Annotated in this window: 1 protein-coding gene; it reads right to left on the reverse strand. The window is 32.4% G+C overall.

All coding sequences use genetic code 11. The features are described from left to right. Positions 1 to 30 precede the first annotated feature (30 nt). Positions 31 to 1185 (reverse strand): IS3 family transposase gene (locus tag ACODSB_RS23970; protein WP_488938888.1). Its coding sequence is split into 2 segments (ribosomal slippage), with 1156 coding nucleotides annotated over them: positions 31 to 935 and positions 935 to 1185; the frame shifts between segments, so codons are not numbered across the junction. This gene is flagged as partial in the annotation.

The following is a 1185-nucleotide window of genomic DNA, read 5'->3' on the forward strand; positions in this document are numbered from 1 at the left end:
TGGATATGCAAACAAAAACTGGAGAAAAAGTTAAGCTACATTTTTATAATTAGTTAGTTTATTAAATTCTTCAATTGTTTTATAGTTCAAAGCCGAATGCCTTCTTTTTTTATTATACCAAATTTCGATGTATTCAAAAATTTCAAGTTCCATCTGTTCCCTAGAAATTAATTTGCTTCCATAAACCAATTCAGTTTTTAAAGATTTGAAAAAACTTTCAGCAACTGCATTATCCCAGCAGTCTCCTTTACGACTCATACTTCTTGTGATACTTTTATAAGAGTCCAATACATTAGTAAATTTTTTATTGGCATATTGGATTCCTCGGTCAGAATGGAATATTAATTCATTTGCAATTGTTCTATTCTTAACTGCCATTTTCCAAGCCGTCATTGTAGTTTGTTTAGTACTTAGCCCATTGCTTAAACTCCAGCCGACTATCTTTCTGTCAAATAAATCTAAAATGATGGTCAGATATAAAAATCCATCCTTTGTCTGTATATAGGTGATATCTGAAACCCAAGCCTTTGCTGGTTCTGCTGCTGTAAATTCTCTTTTTAGAATATTTGGAACAATAAAATGATTATGTTTTGAATTGGTTGTTACTTTGAATTTTTTACTCAATTTGCTGTACAGTCCTAACTGCTTCATGTATTTAGCTACAGTTATTCTGGATATCTGATATCCTTGACTTTGGAGTTCCAGAGTAATTCTTGGGCTTCCATACCGCTGTTTAGCATTAAAGTATATTGACGTAATTTCTTCTTTAATCAGAGCAGTTTTCCTCTGTCTTTCTGATAGAATCTGCCGCTTCCAATTATAGTAGCTGCTTGGACTTACTTTTAAAACTTTGCACATCTTTTCAATCGAATATATTTTTTCATGGTCTTTTATGAAAAGATAAATCATCGACCTCCCTTGGAAAAGATGCTTATAGCCTTTTTTAGAATATCACGTTCTAATTCTGTTTCTTTTAATTTTTTTTCAAGCTCATGGATTTTTTCCTGTTCAGGGCTAAGCTTTAATTTTCCTTTCCCAGGAAAACTTCCTGTTCCAAATTCTTGGTAATCCTGACGCCATTTGTAAAGCAAAGGTGCTGTTATTCCAAGTTCCTTGGCTAATTGTGAGATATTATCTCTTTCATAACTTAATTGGACAGCTTTCTCTTTGAAATTGCGGTCATAA

Source organism: Flavobacterium sp. FG68 (assembly GCF_057808895.1).